At 64.3% G+C, this 14,484-nt stretch carries 11 protein-coding genes; 10 read left to right on the plus strand and 1 reads right to left on the minus strand.

The features are described 5' to 3' along the window. Window positions 1–192: 192 nt before the first annotated feature. The 7 genes from rimP to pnp all read left to right on the plus strand — a co-directional run bounded on the left by rimP (window position 193) and on the right by pnp (window position 8,827). Entirely contained in the window at window positions 193–651 is a 459-nt protein-coding gene (rimP, locus tag GSQ95_RS17430; RefSeq protein ID WP_133863045.1) for a ribosome maturation factor RimP, read from the plus strand. 49 nt (window positions 652–700) lie between these two features. After that, window positions 701–2,173 (plus strand): transcription termination factor NusA, encoded by a 1,473-nt coding sequence (gene nusA, locus GSQ95_RS17435; protein WP_158893779.1) that lies wholly within the window; start codon window positions 701–703, stop codon window positions 2,171–2,173. A gap of 26 nt (window positions 2,174–2,199) precedes the next feature. After that, a complete protein-coding gene (infB, locus tag GSQ95_RS17440; protein WP_158893777.1) occupies window positions 2,200–4,755 on the plus strand; it encodes a translation initiation factor IF-2 in 2,556 nt (851 codons plus the stop codon). 132 nt (window positions 4,756–4,887) lie between these two features. After that, window positions 4,888–5,271 carry a 30S ribosome-binding factor RbfA gene (rbfA, locus tag GSQ95_RS17445; RefSeq protein WP_133863047.1) on the plus strand — a complete coding sequence of 128 codons (384 nt, stop codon included), beginning with the start codon at window positions 4,888–4,890 and terminating at the stop codon, window positions 5,269–5,271. Window position 5,272: 1 nt separating this feature from the next. After that, the gene (gene truB / locus GSQ95_RS17450) at window positions 5,273–6,187 is read left to right on the plus strand and encodes a tRNA pseudouridine(55) synthase TruB (protein WP_158893775.1); all 915 of its coding nucleotides are present in this window, start codon (window positions 5,273–5,275) and stop codon (window positions 6,185–6,187) included. Between the two features lie 92 nt (window positions 6,188–6,279). Further along, window positions 6,280–6,549, plus strand: coding sequence for a 30S ribosomal protein S15 (gene rpsO, locus GSQ95_RS17455; protein ID WP_133863049.1), 270 nt, complete (start codon window positions 6,280–6,282; stop codon window positions 6,547–6,549). A gap of 175 nt (window positions 6,550–6,724) precedes the next feature. Next, complete coding sequence (gene pnp, locus GSQ95_RS17460; protein ID WP_158893773.1) at window positions 6,725–8,827, plus strand: polyribonucleotide nucleotidyltransferase; 2,103 nt, start codon at window positions 6,725–6,727, stop codon at window positions 8,825–8,827. A gap of 214 nt (window positions 8,828–9,041) precedes the next feature. Here pnp and GSQ95_RS17465 read toward each other — a convergent pair whose 3' ends face one another. After that, window positions 9,042–9,926: a LysR substrate-binding domain-containing protein gene (locus GSQ95_RS17465; protein ID WP_133863051.1), complete on the minus strand. Its 885-nt coding sequence runs from the start codon at window positions 9,924–9,926 to the stop codon at window positions 9,042–9,044. Between the two features lie 113 nt (window positions 9,927–10,039). Here GSQ95_RS17465 and GSQ95_RS17470 point away from each other — a divergent pair, with 113 nt between their 5' ends. The 3 genes from GSQ95_RS17470 (at window position 10,040) to GSQ95_RS17480 (ending at window position 14,449) form a co-directional block, all read left to right on the plus strand. Continuing rightward, window positions 10,040–11,530: an aldehyde dehydrogenase family protein gene (locus GSQ95_RS17470; protein ID WP_158893771.1), complete on the plus strand. Its 1,491-nt coding sequence runs from the start codon at window positions 10,040–10,042 to the stop codon at window positions 11,528–11,530. Window positions 11,531–11,555: 25 nt separating this feature from the next. Continuing rightward, on the plus strand, window positions 11,556–12,833 hold the full coding sequence (locus GSQ95_RS17475) for an FAD-binding oxidoreductase (protein ID WP_158893769.1): 1,278 nt from the start codon (window positions 11,556–11,558) through the stop codon (window positions 12,831–12,833). A gap of 494 nt (window positions 12,834–13,327) precedes the next feature. Next, window positions 13,328–14,449 (plus strand): branched-chain amino acid ABC transporter substrate-binding protein, encoded by a 1,122-nt coding sequence (locus GSQ95_RS17480; RefSeq protein ID WP_158893767.1) that lies wholly within the window; start codon window positions 13,328–13,330, stop codon window positions 14,447–14,449. Window positions 14,450–14,484: the final 35 nt, after the last annotated feature.

Consider the following 14,484-nt stretch of genomic DNA (forward strand, 5'->3'; position numbering starts at 1 on the left):
CAGTCTGGTAGCTCGTCGGGCTCATAACCCGAAGGTCGTTGGTTCAAATCCAGCCCCCGCAACCAGTTATTTAAAGCCCCTTTTTAGGGGCTTTTTGTTGGCTGGACAGTTCGGGTCGCGCTTTCTTGCGCAGACCTCTTAGGGATGGGCGTAATGCCCATTTTTTATTCTTAAAAAACGCGAGGCAACCAGGTGTCGAGCAAGCTAGAACAGTTGCAGGCCTTGCTGGCCCCCGTCGTCGAGGCGCTTGGCTATGTCTGCTGGGGTGTCGAGTACATCTCCCAAGGGCGGCATTCGCTACTGCGTGTCTACATCGATCATCCCAACGGCATTCTCGTCGAAGATTGCGAGGCTGTCAGTCGCCAGGTAAGTGGCGTACTCGATGTGGAAGATCCGATCACCAATGAATACACCCTCGAGGTGTCTTCCCCCGGTATGGATAGACCGCTGTTCACCCTGGAGCAATTCGCTGCCCACGTCGGTGAACAGGTCAAGGTCAAACTTCGGTCGCCCTTCGAGGGGCGACGTAATTTCCAGGGTTTGCTGCGCGGTGTGGAAGACCAGGACGTCGTGGTGCAGGTGGACGAGCATGAGTATCTGCTGCCCATCGAGATGATCGACAAGGCCAACGTCGTTCCCCGTTTCGAGTGATTTGAGCGCGAGACCGCGGATCCCAAGGATTGCGAATACGAGGCGTAAGATGAGCAAAGAAGTTCTGCTGGTAGTGGAATCTGTTTCGAACGAGAAGGGTGTTCCACCCGGCGTCATCTTCGAGGCACTGGAGTTGGCTCTCGCCACGGCTACCAAGAAACGCTACGAAGAAGATGTGGATCTGCGGGTGTCGATCAACAGACACAGCGGCAGCTACGAAACCTTCCGCCGCTGGACCGTGGTGGAAGACCAAGACTATCAGTTGCCCGATTCGCATCTGACGGTGGAAGACGCCCAGGAAGAGCATCCCGGCGCCAAGGCCGGTGAAGTGATCGAAGAGAAGATCGAGTCCATCGAGTTCGGTCGGATTGCCGCCCAGACCGCCAAGCAGGTGATCGTGCAGAAGGTGCGCGAGGCCGAGCGGGCTCAGGTGGTGGACGCCTATCGCGAGAAGGTCGGCGAGATCATCTCGGGTACCGTCAAGAAGGTCACCCGTGACAGCGTGATCGTTGACCTGGGCAACAATGCCGAGGCGCTGCTGCCGCGCGAGCACATCATTCCCCGCGAGACCTTCCGCATGGGCGTGCGTCTGCGTGCCCTGCTCAAGGAAATCCGTACGGAAAACCGCGGTCCGCAGCTGATGCTGTCGCGTACCGATCCGCAGATGCTGATCGAGCTGTTCCGCATCGAAGTACCGGAAATTTCCGAGCAGCTGATCGATGTCATGGCGGCTGCCCGGGATCCGGGTTCGCGGGCCAAGATCGCCGTCCGTTCCAAGGACAAGCGCATCGATCCCCAGGGTGCCTGCATCGGCATGCGCGGTTCGCGTGTCCAGGCGGTATCCGGTGAACTGGGTGGCGAGCGGGTCGACATCGTCCTCTGGGACGACAACCCTGCGCAGTTCGTCATCAACGCCATGGCCCCGGCCGAAGTCGCTTCGATCATCGTCGACGAAGACAGCCGTACCATGGATATCGCCGTCGCCGAGGACAACCTGGCCCAGGCCATCGGTCGTGGCGGTCAGAACGTGCGCCTGGCCAGTCAGCTGACCGGCTGGACGCTCAACGTGATGACCGAGGCGGACATCAACGCCAAGCAGCAGGCGGAGACCGGCGACATCATCCAGCGCTTCATCGACGAGCTGGATGTCGACGAGGAGCTGGCGCAGGTACTGGTGGAAGAAGGCTTCACCTCCCTCGAGGAAGTGGCCTACGTGCCCATGGAAGAGATGCTCAACATCGATGGCTTCGACGAAGACATCGTCAACGAGCTGCGTACCCGGGCCAAGGATCGCCTGCTGACCCGGGCCATCGCGACCGAAGAACAGAAGAGCCCCAGCGAAGATCTGCTGACCCTCGACGGCATGGATCCCCAGCTCGCCAGCGCGCTGGCCCAGCGTGGCGTGGTCAATCGCGAAGAGCTCGCCGAGCAGTCGATCGACGACCTGCTCGACATCAACGGCATGACCGAAGAGCGTGCCGGCAAGCTGATCATGGCTGCCCGTGCCCATTGGTTCGAGTAAGCGGCGCAGTCTGAGGAGAGAAGTGCATGACGCAAGTCACGGTGAAAGAACTGGCCCAAACGGTCAATACGCCGGTGGAACGTCTGCTACAGCAGATGCGCGAGGCAGGTCTGACGCACAGCAGTGCTGAGCAGTTGGTGAGCGATGCGGAAAAGCAGGCCCTGTTGACGCACCTGAAGGGGACGGCGCAGCTCGACGAGCCAAGCAAGATCACCCTGCAGCGCAAGACCCAGACCACGCTGAAGGTGGCCGGCAGCAAGACAGTCAGCGTCGAAGTGCGCAAGAAGAAGACCTTCGTCAAGCGCAGCACCGCTGAACTCGAGGCCGAACAGCGCCGCGAGCAGGAAGCCCAGCGTGCCGCCGAAGAGGCCGCTGTCCAGGCACGTGCCGAGGAAGAAGCCCAGCGCGCTGCCGAGGCCGCTGCCCAGCAGCAGGCCGAAGCCGCGGCTCAGGCCACGCAGCAGGCGGTCCCCGCCGAGGCTGCAGCCCCTGCCGCGCCGGAAGCCCCGGCCGTGGTGGCCGAGCAGCAAACCGCTGCCGCGCCTGCCGCCGAGGTCAAGAAAGCCGACCCGGCTGGTGAGCGCAAGCGCGAAGAACCGCGTCGTCCCGTGCATCCTGCCCCGAGCAGCAAGCGCGAGGAAGACGAGCGTCGTGAGCGCAAGAATGCCCAGCATCGCCCGTCGATCAAGGACAAGGTCGCAGCTCCCCGTACCGTCCGCAGTGGCGACGACGAGGAAGAGGGCTTTGGCCGGCGTGGCGGTCGCGGTGGCAAATCGCGACTCAAGAAGCGAAACCAACACGGGTTCCAGAGCCCGACAGGACCTGTAGTGCGCGAAGTCAATCTAGGTGAGACCATCACCGTCTCTGAGCTTGCTCAGCAGATGTCGGTGAAGGCCGCCGAAGTCATCAAGTTCATGTTCAAGATGGGGTCTCCCGCCACCATCAACCAGGTGCTCGACCGTGAGACGGCGCAGCTGGTGGCCGAAGAGCTGGGCCACAAGGTTAAGCTGGTCAACGAGAACGCCCTGGAAGACCAGCTGGCCGAATCCCTCAAGTTCGAGGGTGGCAAGGCCCTGCACCGCGCGCCGGTGGTGACCGTCATGGGTCACGTCGACCACGGCAAGACCTCGCTGCTGGACTACATCCGTCGCGCCAAGGTCGCGTCGGGCGAAGCCGGTGGCATCACCCAGCACATCGGTGCCTACCACGTGGAAACCGAGCGTGGCATGGTGACCTTCCTGGATACCCCTGGCCACGCCGCGTTCACCGCGATGCGTGCCCGTGGTGCCAAGGCCACCGATATCGTCATCCTGGTCGTCGCGGCCGATGACGGTGTCATGCCGCAGACCGAGGAAGCCATCCAGCACGCCAAGGCGGCGGGTGTCCCCATCGTCGTGGCGGTCAACAAGATCGACAAGCCCGATGCCGATCCGGATCGCGTCAAGCACGATCTGGCCGGTCGTCAGGTCATCCCGGAAGAGTGGGGCGGCGATACCCAGTTCGTGCACGTCTCGGCCAAGGCCGGTACCGGCGTGGACGAGCTGCTCGAAGCCATCCTGCTGCAGGCCGAAGTCCTGGAGCTGACCGCTACGCCGGAAGCACCCGGTCGCGGTGTGGTCATCGAATCGCGCCTGGACAAGGGTCGTGGTCCAGTCGCTACCGTGCTGGTCCAGAACGGTACCCTGCGCCAGGGCGACATGGCGCTGGTCGGCGTCAACTTCGGTCGCATCCGTGCCATGCTCGACGAGAACGGCAAGCCGATCAAGGAAGCCGGCCCGTCCATCCCGGTCGAGATTCTCGGCCTGGACGGCACCCCGGATGCCGGTGACGAACTCACCGTGCTGACCGACGAGAAGAAGGCGCGCGAAGTGGCGCTGTTCCGTCAGGGCAAGTTCCGCGAGATCAAGCTGGCCCGCGCTCACGCCGGCAAGCTCGAGAACATCTTCGAGAACATGGGCCAGGACGAGAAGAAGACCCTCAACATCGTGCTCAAGTCCGATGTGCGCGGCTCCCTCGAGGCGCTGCAGGGTTCGCTGTCCGGTCTGGGCAACGACGAAGTCCAGGTACGTGTGGTCGGCGGTGGCGTCGGTGGTATCACCGAAAGCGATGCCAACCTGGCGCTGGCGTCCAATGCCGTGCTGTTCGGCTTCAACGTCCGGGCCGATGCCGGGGCGCGGAAGATCGTCGAGCAGGAAGGCCTCGACATGCGCTACTACAACGTCATCTACGACATCATCGAAGATGTGAAGAAGGCGCTGACCGGCATGCTGGGCAGTGACGTCCGGGAGAACATCCTGGGTATCGCCGAGGTACGTGACGTCTTCCGTTCGCCCAAGTTCGGCGCCGTCGCCGGCTGCATGGTCACCGAGGGCATGGTGCACCGCAACCGTCCGATCCGCGTCCTGCGCGAAGACGTGGTCATCTTCGAAGGCGAGCTGGAATCCCTGCGTCGCTTCAAGGATGACGTGGCCGAAGTGCGTGCCGGCATGGAATGCGGTATCGGCGTGAAGAGCTACAACGACGTCCGCGTCGGCGACAAGATCGAAGTGTTCGAGAAGGTTCAGGTCGCCCGTTCGCTGTAACGACGACTCTGCACCAGGACGGCAGGTCGCGGACCTGGCAGAACCCTGCCAGGTCCGGACTTGCCGTTCGCGTTTCCAAGGTTCATGGCTGGCAGGCCTGACGTCTGCGGCCTTTTGTACGAGAGTTTCGACATGGCCAAAGAATTCAGCCGTACCCAGCGTATCGGTGATCAGATACAGCGCGAACTGGCGCTGTTGATCCATCGCGAAATCAAAGATCCACGGCTGGGTATGGTGACCATCACCGGCGTGGACGTGGCCCGGGATCTGTCCCATGCCAAGGTGCACATCACTGTGCTGGGCAAGGACGATGACCCCGAGGCGATCAAGCAGAATATCGCCATCCTCAAGGATGCCTCCGGCTTCCTGCGGCAGCAGTTGGGGCGGGCGATGAAGCTGCGGACCGTTCCGCAACTGGGTTTCCAGTATGACGAGAGCATCCGTCGCGGCGCCCAGCTGTCGGCGCTGATCGAGCGGGCGGTCGCCGAAGATCGTCGGCAGGACGGGGAGGAGTAGGGTGGCCCAGGTCAAGCGTATTCGTCGGCAGGTGCATGGCGTGCTGGTGCTGGACAAGCCGCGCGGCTTTTCCTCCAATGCCGCCCTGCAAAAGGTCCGCTGGCTGCTCAATGCCGAGAAGGCCGGGCACACCGGTAGCCTGGATCCCCTGGCCACCGGCGTACTGCCGCTGTGCTTTGGCGAGGCGACCAAGTTTTCCCAGTACCTGCTGGATGCCGACAAGGGCTACAGCACCGTGGCGCAACTTGGCGTCACCACCACCACCGGCGATGCCGAGGGTGAGGTGCTGGAGCGACGGGCGGTCGCGGTCGACGAAGCGGCCATCCAGGCGGCGCTACCGGCCTTCCGGGGCCAGATAGAGCAGATTCCGCCGATGTATTCGGCGCTGAAGCGCGATGGTCAGCCGCTCTACAAGCTGGCGCGTGCGGGCGAAGTAGTGGAGCGCGAGCCGCGTTCTGTTACTATTGCCCGGCTGGAACTGCTGGCGTTGCAGGAAGATCGCGCGACGCTGGAAGTGGCCTGCAGCAAGGGTACCTATGTGCGCACCCTGGTCGAAGACCTCGGCGCCCTGCTCGGCTGCGGTGCCCATGTGGCCGAGTTGCGTCGTACGCAGGCCGGCCCCTTCGGTCTGGCGCAGGCCATCAGCCTGGAAGAGCTGGAGGCGGTGCACGCCGAAGGCGGTTCCGCAGCGCTGGATCGCTTCCTGCTGCCGGTCGACAGTGGCCTGGAGCACTGGCCGCTGGTGCAGTTGACTCAGCACAGCGCCTACTACTGGTTGCACGGTCAGCCCGTCCGGGCGGCCAATGCACCGAAATTCGGCTTGATGCGGGTGCAGGACGACCAAGGTCGTTTCATCGGCATCGGCGAGATTGATGACGAGGGGCAGGTTGCCCCCCGTAGACTGATTCGGTCCTAGACCGATACCGAGGGTGGCTGTTAGCAGGCACGGTCACACCTCTTTCCTAAGCACGGGACCTATCCCGGCCTGTTCCTCAGAGGAGCCCTATCATGGCACTGAGCGTTGAAGACAAAGCCCAGATCGTAAACGAGTTCAAGCGCGCCGAAGGCGACACCGGTTCGCCGGAAGTGCAGGTTGCCCTGCTGTCCGCCAACATCGACAAGCTGCAAGGTCACTTCAAGATCAACGGCAAGGATCACCACAGCCGTCGTGGTCTGATCCGCATGGTCAACCAGCGTCGTAAGCTGCTGGACTACCTGAAGTCCAAAGATACCTCTCGTTACAGCGCACTGATCGCTCGCCTGGGCCTGCGTCGTTAATACGATGCAGACCTGCTGCAAGCAGTCTGAAGCTGGAGGTCGGCTCGCGCCGGCCTCCGGCTTTTTTGCTTGAAAGGCCGGCAGAATCGGCCTGCGTCACCCCGGAGATCAGCGAGGGTCCGAATCCCTCTGGTCGCCCCTGTTTCCCCCAAGGCAATAAAGAGAAGGAAAGACTGTGAATCCAGTAATCAAGCAATTCAAGTTCGGTGAGCAGAACTTCACCCTGGAAACCGGCCGCATCGCGCGCCAGGCGACCGGTGCCGTGCTGGTGTCCACCGATGACGTCAGCGTGCTGGTCACCGTGGTCGGTGCCAAGCAACCCGCCGTCGGCAAGGACTTCTTCCCGCTGTCCGTGCACTACCAGGAGAAGACCTACGCCGCTGGCCGTATCCCCGGTGGTTACTTCAAGCGTGAAGGCCGTCCTTCCGAGAAGGAAACCCTGACCTCGCGCCTGATCGATCGTCCGATCCGTCCGCTGTTCCCCGAAGGCTTCCTTAACGAAGTCCAGGTGGTCTGCACCGTGGTCAGCACCAACAAGAAGTCCGATCCGGACATCGCCGCCATGATCGGCACCTCCGCCGCCCTGGCCATTTCCGGTATCCCCTTCGCCGGTCCGATCGCCGCCGCCCGCGTGGGCTACCACAGCGAACTGGGCTACCTGCTGAACCCCAGCTACGAGCAGCTGCAGAGCTCCAGCCTGGACATGGTCGTGGCCGGTACCCGTGACGCCGTGCTGATGGTGGAATCCGAAGCCGACGAGCTGACCGAAGACCAGATGCTGGGCGGCGTGCTGTTCGCCCACGAAGAATTCCAGGTGGCCATCGAGGCCATCAGCCAGTTCGCTGCCGAAGCCGGCAAGCCGACCTGGAACTGGCAGGCGCCGGCCGAGAACACCGCCCTGATCGAAGCCGTCAAGGCCGAAGTCGGTGAAGCCGTGTCCCGTGCCTACACCATCACTATCAAGCAGGATCGCTATGCGGCCCTGGGTGCCCTGCGTGACCAGGCCATCGCCAAGCTGGCCGGTGAGAACGGTCAGTACAGCGAAGCCGAGGTCAAGGAGACCTTCGGTCTGCTGGAATACCGCACCGTGCGCCAGAACATCGTCGACGGCAAGCCGCGTATCGACGGTCGCGACACCCGCACCGTTCGCCCGCTGCAGATCGAAGTCGGTCCGCTGAAGAAGACCCACGGTTCGGCCCTGTTCACCCGTGGCGAAACCCAGGCCCTGGTCACTGCGACCCTGGGTACCGCCCGTGATTCGCAGCTGCTGGACACCCTGGAAGGCGAGCGCCGTGACAGCTTCATGCTGCACTACAACTTCCCGCCCTTCTCGGTCGGCGAGTGCGGCCGCATGGGCAGCCCGGGCCGTCGCGAGATCGGTCACGGCCGTCTGGCCCGTCGTGGCATCCAGGCCATGCTGCCGACCCAGGATGCCTTCCCCTACAGCATCCGCGTGGTCTCCGAGATCACCGAGTCCAACGGCTCCAGCTCCATGGCCTCGGTCTGCGGTGCCTCTCTGGCGCTGATGGACGCCGGTGTGCCGGTCAAGGCCCCGGTTGCCGGTATCGCCATGGGTCTGGTCAAGGAAGGCGAGAAGTTCGCCGTCCTGACCGACATCCTGGGTGACGAAGATCACCTGGGCGACATGGACTTCAAGGTGGCCGGTACTGCCAAGGGCGTCACCGCCCTGCAGATGGACATCAAGATCAACGGCATCACCGAAGAGATCATGGAAATCGCTCTGGAGCAGGCGCTGGAAGCGCGTCTGAACATCCTCGGCCAGATGAACCAGGTGATCTCCGAGTCGCGTGCCGAGCTGTCCGAAAACGCCCCGACCATGCTGGCGATGAAGATCGACCAGGACAAGATCCGCGACGTGATCGGCAAGGGTGGCGCCACCATCCGTGGTATCTGCGAAGAGACCAAGGCGTCGATCGACATCGAAGACGACGGCACCATCAAGATCTACGGCGAGACTCGCGAAGCCGCTGAAGCGGCCAAGCAGCGCGTCCTGGGCATCACTGCCGAGGCCGAGATCGGCAAGATCTACGTCGGCAAGGTGGAGCGCATCGTCGACTTCGGCGCCTTCGTCAGCATCCTGCCCGGCAAGGACGGCCTGGTGCACATCTCGCAGCTGAGCGATCAGCGTATCGAGAAGGTCACCGACGTGCTGAAAGAAGGTCAGGAAGTGAAGGTGCTGGTGCTGGACGTGGACAACCGCGGTCGCATCAAGCTGTCGATCAAGGACGTGGCGGCGGCGGAAGCCTCCGGCGTCTAAGACGACCCTGAATAAAAAACCCGGCCTCGGCCGGGTTTTTCGTTTCTGGTGCGGGATGAGGTTCGCGGTGGATATCCTCATCGCGGCCGTGGCGGTCCGCCGATGCGGCCGCTCCTACAGAGAGTGATGTTTTGTAGGAGCGGCCCATGGCCGCGATCAGCAAACGGCAAGCGGTCGCACCTGCGAACCGCCATGGTCACGATTGGCCAGGGCATCAAGCCTTCTCGCGAATCCATTCGATAAAGCTGCGCACCTTGGGCACCTCGGCCATCTGTTCCGGATAGGCCAGCCAGTAGGCATGGGGGCTGGCCAGGCGATGGGGCCAGGCGAGCACCAGGCGACCGGAAGCCAGTTCTTCGGCGACCAGGAATTCCGGGAGCAGGGCCACCCCGCAGCCTTCCTGGGCGGCGCGGGCGCAGAGGGTGAAGGTGTCGAAGCGCGGGCCGTGATGGCTATGCACCTCGTCGCGCCCGAGGCTGGCGTACCAGTCGTGCCAGGATTCCGGGCGGGTGGTGTTCTGCAGCAGGACGAAGTCCACCAGCTGCTCCGGTCCGGCGATACCCTCGGCGGGCAGCAGGTCAGGCGCGCAGACCGCGACCATGTGCTCATGCAGCAGCAATTCGCACTCGGCGCCCGGCCAGCTGCCGTGGCCGTAGAACAGCGCCACGTCATGCCGGGGGTCGCGGAAGTCCACCGGTTCCAGCGCGCTGGAGACATCCAGGTGGATGTTGGGAAAGCGCAGGCGCCAGCCCTTGAGGCGCGGCACCAGCCAGCGCTCGCCAAAGGTCGGCGGGGTGGCCACGCGCAGCACCTCGGTCTCGCCGCCATAGGACCTCAGATAGCGCGCCGACATCTCCAGCTGGTTGAGGATCTTGTCCACCTCGGCCAGGTAGAGGGCGCCCGCCGGCGTGAGCTGCAGGCGGCGACGGACCCGGCGAAACAGACTGTGCTGCAGCAGGTCCTCGAGCTGGGCGACCTGTTTGCTGACGGCGCTCTGGGTCAGCGCCAGTTCGTCGGCCGCGCGGGTAAAGCTCAGATGACGCGCGACCGCCTCGAAGCACTGCATGGCGGTGATGGACGGCAGGTGGCGGCGTTGCATGAGCGGACTCGCGGCATGAAAAAAGGGAATGATATGCCGAGCAAAGGTCGGTTGTCCGGCGCCGCTGGGCTGACCATACTCAGGGACGATTCCCTTTCCGCGGAGACCTCAGCATGAGCAAGGCCCTGTTGGAACGCCTCGGCGTTTCTGCCCAGCACTACACCCAAGGCGAGCACCGGGTGCATTCCCCCATCGATGGCAGCCAACTGGGCAGCGTCGCCCTGGAAAGCGCCGCCGAAGTGGAGCAGAAGATCTCCCGTGCCGAGCGCGCCTTCCAGGCCTGGCGCGCGGTGCCGGCGCCGCGCCGGGGCGAACTGGTGCGGCTGCTGGGTGAAGAACTGCGCGCGCACAAGGCCGATCTCGGCGAACTGGTGTCCTGGGAAGCCGGCAAGATCACCCAGGAAGGCCTGGGCGAAGTCCAGGAGATGATCGACATCTGCGACTTCGCCGTTGGCCTGTCGCGCCAGCTCTATGGTCTGACCATCGCCTCCGAGCGCCCCGGTCACCACATGCGTGAATCCTGGCAGCCGCTGGGCGTGGTGGGCATCATCAGTGCCTTCAACTTCCCGGTGGCGGTCTGGTCGTGGAACGCCGCCCTGGCGCTGGTCTGCGGCAATCCGGTGATCTGGAAGCCTTCGGAAAAGACCCCGCTGACCGCCCTGGCCTGCCAGGCGCTGTTCGAGAAGGCCCTGGCGCGCTTTGGCGATGCCCCGGCCGATCTGAGTCAGGTCATCGTCGGCGATCGCGCCGCCGGTGAAGCCCTGGTGGACGATCCGCGGGTGGCACTGGTGAGCGCCACGGGTAGCACCCGCATGGGTCGTGAGGTAGGACCGCGGGTTGCGGCGCGCTTCGGCCGCAGCATCCTCGAACTGGGTGGCAACAATGCCATGATCCTCGCGCCGAGCGCCGATCTGGACATGGCGGTACGCGCCATCCTGTTCAGCGCCGTCGGCACCGCCGGGCAGCGCTGCACCACCCTGCGCCGGCTGATCGCCCACCGTTCGGTGAAGGACGAGATCGTCGCCCGGCTGAAGACCGCCTATGCCAAAGTCCGCATCGGCCATCCGCTGGAAGGCAACCTGATCGGTCCGCTGATCGATGCGGCCAGTTTCCAGGCCATGCAGGGTGCACTGGAACAGGCGCGTGGCGAGGGCGGCGTGGTCTACGGCGGCGAGCGTCAGCTGGCTGAGCAGTATCCCGAGGCCTATTACGTGGCGCCGGCCATCGTCGAGATGCCCGAGCAGAGCGAGGCGGTGCGCCACGAGACCTTCGCGCCCATCCTCTATGTGCTGACCTATGACGATTTCGACGAGGCGGTGGCGTTGAACAACGCCGTGCCCCAGGGCCTGTCGTCCTGCATCTTCACCACCGACGTGCGCGAGGCCGAGGCCTTCATGTCGGCGACCGGCAGCGACTGCGGCATCGCCAACGTCAACATCGGACCGAGCGGTGCCGAGATCGGTGGCGCCTTCGGTGGCGAGAAGGAAACCGGTGGTGGTCGCGAATCCGGCTCCGATGCCTGGAAGGCCTACATGCGCCGCCAGACCAACACCGTCAACTATTCCCGCGAACTGCCGCTGGCCCAGGGCATCGTCTTCGACTGAATTGGGTCCGCCAGGAGCGCAGAGAATGCAGTTGCGTGAAGAGTGCCTGTGGGAGCGGCTGTATCCGGCGGTGCCGGGGGCGTCGTTGCAGGGCGAGCGTGACACCGAGGTCTGCGTTATCGGCGGTGGCTACACCGGCCTGTCCACCGGCCTGCACCTGGCGCAGGCCGGGCGGCGGGTGGTGGTGCTGGAGGCCCATGGCGTCGGCCATGGCGGCTCTGGCCGCAATGTCGGGCTGGTCAATGCTGGCATGTGGATCCCGCCGGACGAAGCCGTGGCGACCCTGGGGCCGGAAGTCGGAGAGCGCCTGCTGGGGGTGATGGGCGATGCGCCGAGTCAGGTATTCGGTCTCATCGAGCGTTATGGCATCGATTGCCAGCCGCGCCGCGCCGGCACCCTGCACATGGCGCACAGTGCCAAGGGCCTGGCCGATCTGGGGCAGCGTGCCGAGCAATGGCAGCGGCGCGGTGCCCGGGTCGAGCTGCTGGAAGGGGAGGCCTGTTACAGCGCCTGCGGCACGCGCGACATCAGCGGCGCGCTGCTTGATCATCGTGCCGGCACCCTGGTGCCCATGGGTTATGCCCTGGGCCTGGCCAGGGCGCTACGTCAGGAAGGCGGCGAGCTGTTCGAGCGGAGTGCGGTGCAACGGCTGCAGCGGGTCGGTGAGCGCTGGCAGGTGGAAACCCCACAGGGGCGAGTCACCGCCGACCAGGTGGTGATCGCTTCCAATGCCTACACCGAAGGCGAGTGGACCACCCTGCGCAGGCAATTCTTCCCAGGCTACTACTATCAGGTGGCCTCGCGGCCGCTCGGTCCGGAAGCGGATTTCATCCTGCCCCAGGGCCGTGGTTCCTGGGATACCCGGACGGTGCTCAGCAGCATTCGCCGCGATGCCGATGGCCGTCTGCTGCTGGGCAGTCTCGGCAACATGGCGGGGCGGCCGGCCGGCTTCATCCGCGCCTGGGCCGATCGCATCCAGAGGCACTATTTCCCGGCGCTCGGGAAGGTCGAGTGGGAGTGCAGCTGGACCGGTCGTATCGGCTTCACGCCCGATCATCTGATGCGACTGTTCGAGCCGGCGCCGGGGTTGCTGGCGGTGTCCGGCTACAACGGTCGCGGGGTGACCACGGGCACAGTGGTGGGGCAGGCCTTTGCCCGCTATCTGTGCAGCGGCGATCGCCACGACCTGCCGCTGCCCCTGGCGTCGCTGGAGACCAATCCGGTCGGCCAGTGGCGCAGTCTGATGTACGAAGCCGGCTTCACCCTCTATCACGCGGGGCAGTGCCTGCGCGTGGTGCTCTAGCGACCCCGCCATACCCGCTGTCACCGGCCCTCGGGCCGGGCGATAACGCCTCGAAGCGGCCGATTTGCGCATCTCGACCTGTACAAGTCGGCCGCTTTTTCCTGGCTGTTCATAACCGCCAGCAGGCCGCGAGCACGGTGGATCCCCCAGAGGGCAGTGGCCGCAGGGTCATGGTTACTTTGGTGGCACACTGTGGGGACGGTGTTACGTTTTGGTGCGAAACAGGTGCAACCGGGTTGCTATCTGGTAACAAACCGCCGCCTTTTGCCTCCTCCGCTGCTACCGCTTTGCAGAATTATCCAGACTAATGAGCCAGTTAAGACAAAAGTCTAAGGCGCAGTCGAGTCCACTGGCAGCGGCCCTCGCCGCCCGCAAGCGAAGGTTTTGGCTCATCGCGGTGGCGGCAAATGGCCTTTGCGCCCGGTACACAGCTGGGTGATGGCACAGGCTTTGCTCCGGCGAACAGGCCAACCACCCTCTGGAGCACACCTCCCATGTCGAAGATTTACAGAAAAGGCATTCTGGCTCTCGCTATCGGTTCTGCGTTCACTCTCTCCACCCTGGCGCATGCCGACATCGTGATCGGTGTCGCCGGTCCCTTCACCGGGGCCAGTGCCGCCTACGGCGAGCAGTTCTGGAAGGGGGCTACCCAGGCCGCGACGGACATCAACGCCGCCGGTGGCATCAATGGCGAGAAGATCAAGCTGGTGCAGGGTGACGACGCCTGCGAGCCCAAGCAGGCCGTGGCCGTGGCCAACCGCCTGGTGGATTCGGAGAAGGTCAAGGCCGTGATCGGCCACTTCTGCTCCTCCAACACCATGCCCGCCTCGGAGATCTACGACGAAGCCGGCATCATCTCCATCACCCCGGCGTCCACCAACCCCAAGATCACCGAGCGTGGCCTGACCGGCGTGTTCCGCATGTGCGGTCGTGACGACCAGCAGGGCATCGTGGCCGGCGACTACATCGTCGATACCCTCAAGGCCAAGAAGGTCGCCATCATCCACGACAAGGACACCTACGGTCAGGGCCTGGCCGACGCCACCAAGGCGCAGCTCAACAAGCGCGGCGTGAAAGAAGTGCTCTACGAGGGTCTGACCCGTGGCGAGAAGGACTTCAACTCCCTGGTCACCAAGATCCGTGCCTCCGGCGCCGACGTGGTCTACTTCGGCGGCCTGCACCCCGAAGCCGGTCCGCTGGTGCGCCAGATGCGCGAGCAGGGCGTGACCGCCAAGTTCGTCTCCGGCGATGGCATCGTCTCCGCCGACCTGGTCACCACCGCCGGTGGCGCCCAGTACACCAAGGGCGTGCTGATGACCTTCGGCGCCGACCCGCTGCAGAACCCCGCCGGCAAGACCGTGGTGGAAACCCTGCGCAAGTCCGGCTACGAGCCCGAGGGCTACACCCTCTACTCCTATGCCTCGCTGCAGGCCGTGGCCGCCGCCTTCAACGGCATCAAGGGCACCGACGGCGCCAAGGCCGCCGAGTGGCTGAAGTCCCACAGCGTCAACACCGTGCTGGGTGAGAAGAGCTGGGACAGCAAGGGCGACCTCAAGGTCTCCGACTACGTGATGTACGAATGGGACGACAAGGGCAAGTACCACCAGTTGCCCTGATCCTCGCGTGAATCCGCCAGCCGCCACCTCGTCTC

Origin of the sequence: Pseudomonas sp. BAV 4579 (assembly GCF_009765395.1) — a bacterium.
Classification (GTDB): Bacteria; Pseudomonadota; Gammaproteobacteria; order Pseudomonadales; family Pseudomonadaceae; genus Chryseomonas; species Chryseomonas aestiva.

Bases quoted from the DNA above. Each gene is read 5' to 3' on its own strand.
- rbfA (WP_133863047.1), top strand. From the start codon at position 4,888: ATGGCCAAAGAATTCAGCCGTACCCAGCGTATCGGTGATCAGATACAG.
- infB (WP_158893777.1), top strand. From the start codon at position 2,200: ATGACGCAAGTCACGGTGAAAGAACTGGCCCAAACGGTCAATACGCCG.
- GSQ95_RS17480 (WP_158893767.1), top strand. From the start codon at position 13,328: ATGTCGAAGATTTACAGAAAAGGCATTCTGGCTCTCGCTATCGGTTCT.
- GSQ95_RS17465 (WP_133863051.1), bottom strand. From the start codon at position 9,926: ATGCAACGCCGCCACCTGCCGTCCATCACCGCCATGCAGTGCTTCGAG.
- GSQ95_RS17475 (WP_158893769.1), top strand. From the start codon at position 11,556: ATGCAGTTGCGTGAAGAGTGCCTGTGGGAGCGGCTGTATCCGGCGGTG.
- GSQ95_RS17470 (WP_158893771.1), top strand. From the start codon at position 10,040: ATGAGCAAGGCCCTGTTGGAACGCCTCGGCGTTTCTGCCCAGCACTAC.
- rpsO (WP_133863049.1), top strand. From the start codon at position 6,280: ATGGCACTGAGCGTTGAAGACAAAGCCCAGATCGTAAACGAGTTCAAG.
- nusA (WP_158893779.1), top strand. From the start codon at position 701: ATGAGCAAAGAAGTTCTGCTGGTAGTGGAATCTGTTTCGAACGAGAAG.